At 63.0% G+C, this 3,229-nt stretch carries 3 protein-coding genes; all 3 read right to left on the bottom strand.

What is annotated here, in order from left to right; translation table 11 throughout:
• On the bottom strand, positions 1-1,813 hold a 1,813-nt coding region (locus GPT33_RS18250), incomplete at its 3' end, for a DEAD/DEAH box helicase family protein (protein ID WP_296811927.1).
• Positions 1,814-1,921: 108 nt separating this feature from the next.
• On the bottom strand, positions 1,922-2,491 hold the full coding sequence (locus tag GPT33_RS18245; RefSeq protein ID WP_296811926.1) for a PIN domain-containing protein: 570 nt from the start codon (positions 2,489-2,491) through the stop codon (positions 1,922-1,924).
• A complete protein-coding gene (locus tag GPT33_RS18240; protein WP_296811925.1) occupies positions 2,492-2,950 on the bottom strand; it encodes a helix-turn-helix domain-containing protein in 459 nt (152 codons plus the stop codon). It lies immediately after the preceding gene.
• Positions 2,951-3,229 lie beyond the last annotated feature (279 nt).

The raw sequence follows: 3,229 nt of genomic DNA, 5'->3' as shown, positions 1-3,229 counted from the left end.
TGGCGGCCGTGTGCCGCAGCGGTCCACACTGCATGAAGATGATGGGATCCTGCCCGTCGCGGCGTGTCGGTGTTGCGCTCAGTCCCAGGACATATCGGGCTCTGACGCGCTTCAGGATCGCCTCGAAGGATCGTGCGCTGATGTGGTGGCACTCATCGACGATCACCTGGCCGTAATCCTCGACGAGCGACTTGACCTCGCCCTTGTGCGAAAGGGATTGCATCACCGCAATGTCGATCTGACCGCTGGGCTTGGTCTTGCCGCCACCGATGATGCCAACCCGATCGCGTCCGACGTCCAGGAACGCCAGCAGACGCTCATGCCATTGCTCGAGCAGGTCCGTGCGGTTCACCAGAATCAGCGAATTGACTCCCCGCCGGGCGATGAGCGCCGCGGCCACGACGGTTTTACCGAAGGCGGTCGGGGCGCTGAGCACACCCGTCTCATGCTTCAACATGGCCGTGACGGCGGCTTCCTGATCGCGGCGCAGCTCGCCCTGGAAGTGCAATGCGATTGCGTGTCCAGCAAACCGCTCGTCATGCAGGTCCGCCTGGATCCCGTTGTCACTCAGAAGCTCCAGCGCTGCATCCAGGCAGCCGCGCGGCAGCGCCAGATGCTGCGGGTAGCTCTCGGCGCAGCCGATCACCCGAGGTTTGCCCCAAACCGACAGGCGCATCGCCTGCAACCGATAGAAATCCGGATTCTGGAAGGCGGCAAGCCGGATCAGGCGGTTCGCGAGCGGCTGTGGTAGCTGTGCTCTTTCGAGGTAGACGCCGTTGGCCAGCGTGATCCCAATCCGCTTGGGCAAAGGACCAGGGAGCCTCTTGCTCGGCGGCTTTGGAGGCTTCCATGGCCGCGCCAGATCCTCCTCGTCGATGAAGCTCACATCCAGTGGCTGAGCACCGCCGACCGCCTTCAGGATCGTCGGCTCGATGTCCCGCGGATCCATATGTCGCACGGAGGCGAGGAAGGTCCACTGGTCTGCATAGGCGCACCAGTCGCGGTCGACGAAGAGACTGCGCTGCTGCGCGCGCGGCGCCTTCTGCAAGGGCAAAGCGATTAGGTTGCCGAAGCCACCCTTGGGCAGCCGGTCCTGATTGGGAAAGAGCCGGTCGTAGGAGCTCAGCCTGAGCTGTCGGGTCCTCCCGCACGTGTGGCTGATGAGGGCGGCGCCGAGCCGTCGGACATCGCTCGCCGGAACCCCATCGGCGAAGAAGATCCAGGCGTGTGCGCCTTCACCCGAGCGGGAAATCTCAAGCGCGACCGGGACGCCAAGCGCATCGCATGACTGCGCAAAGGCCAGGGCGTCCTGTTGCCATTCCGCCTCGTCGAAATCGACCGCGAGGAAATGGCAGCGATCATCCTCGAGCAGGGGGTAGACGCCGATCGTGTGCTTGCCCGCCAGATGGCCGTAGATGACGGTATCGGTCAGTGGGAGGAGTTGGCGATGGCTGCAATCGGAGCACTTGATGTTTCGTTTGTCGCAGAGGCCTTCTCGCCACTCGTTCGCGCAGGCGGGTGTGTATCCGGAGTGACCACTTTTCTTGCTTTCCCAGCGGACCGGATAGACATCGTCGCGACCGCGGAAGAGGCGTCGAAACAGGGCCACCTTCTCGGCGGTCGAGAGCGGTGATTGCTTCTGCTCGGACTCTGTCCGCCGGGACTCGGGCGATTGGCGCCACTCGATGCCGTGGGCTTCGAGAAGTGCGACCAGGCGCGCGTTCTCGGACCGAAGCACGGCAATCTCGTCCAGGTCACGCATCGGGATGAAAATCCGTGCCAAGGCATTCCAGCGCTCCTCCAGCGTCAACACGCGTCAGTACACGGGCTTTCCGAGTATGAGAACAGGTGCCGTAGACGTGAGCCATGACTGGATCGACAGGCTTCGATTGGACTTCTATCGGATGGACAAAGCAGACCCTCAGATCAGGGCGATCTGGCTCTGCAGGAACCCGGCGACGCCGGGTAGCCCCTGGCGTCGCATCGTGTCGATGAAGGTCTCCGCCGTGAGCGGTGGATTCTTGAGTGCCGCACGCTGGAGCTTCGCCGCCGTCGTCACAACCGCCGGATCGAGATCGGCCAAATCGAGGATGAAGTCGTCGGGATGACGCACATCGATGTCAAAGTCGGCGAGCGCCTCCTGTGGAAAATCTCGGAGATTCATCGTGACGATGACCTGGGCACCGGACCGGATGGCGGCCGCCAGCACATGCCGGTCGTTCGGATCGGGAAGGAAAAGCTGGTCGATCAAGCCCCCGTAGCCCGTGACCAGGCAATCCGGAACGGCCTGGTTGATGAGCGTCATCGTCCGTTGCAGCTTGGCCTCGTCGAGCTCGGGCCGGTGTCGCAGCAGGGCCGTCAACCATTCGTGCTGGATCTCCTCCGTCCAGCGGGCGTGAAAACGCCGCGTCTGAGCCAGCCGGATCATCAAATCCCGCAGCGGCGCCGGGTAAAACAGGCACGCATCGTAGATGACCGTGAAGCTCGCCACCTAATACCCCAGACCCAATTCCCGAGCCTGGGCCGCAAGCTCATCTGCGGCATCGGCAGTCTGTTGATCGAGCCCTTCGCGATAGGCCATCAGATCGGAAAAACGGACACGACGATGCCGACCGACCTTGTAGAAGGGAATGGCGCCGCCCTCCAGTTGTTTGACCAGGAAGGGGCGGGAGACATTGAGCAGATCGGCAGCCTGCTGGGTCGTCAGCTCCGCGTGAATCGGAACCAGCGACACCGCGTTCCCCTGCGCCATCTGATTCAGGATGTCGACCAGCATGTGAATCGCCGAGACGGGCACTGTCACATCGGTCTCGCCATCGATCAGCCGCAGCCGAGCCGACTCGCCTCGCCCAATGCAGGCGGCCAGCAAACGGCTACTCTCCAGCGCCAACGACGCCTCGGCCTCCGTTGGCATCCGCACCCCGGGGTAGACCGGTGCAGCATGACTCATCGCTCGGTTCCTCTGTTCGATCACTTGAGGCAAAGTATAGTGCAATCTCGCCCACAATCGAAACATTCGAAACACTGCGATCCACCCAGCTGCGCGTGCCCCGGGTTTCCCGACCTCGCGCCTGCAGCCCGCGAGCTCTCAGGCGCTTCAGAGACTGCAATATGACGTCAAGCGAACGCAGACCTGGACTCACTGACCGACCGCTCCTGGGGCGGAGGAACCACGAATGCCGGCGACTCGACTGGCAGCAGACCGCGTCCACCAAGTCGAGCAGACTCA

This window comes from Thiocapsa sp. (genome assembly GCF_011390875.1).
GTDB lineage: Bacteria > Pseudomonadota > Gammaproteobacteria > Chromatiales > Chromatiaceae > Thiocapsa.
This window is presented reverse-complemented; position numbering and strand designations above follow the sequence as displayed.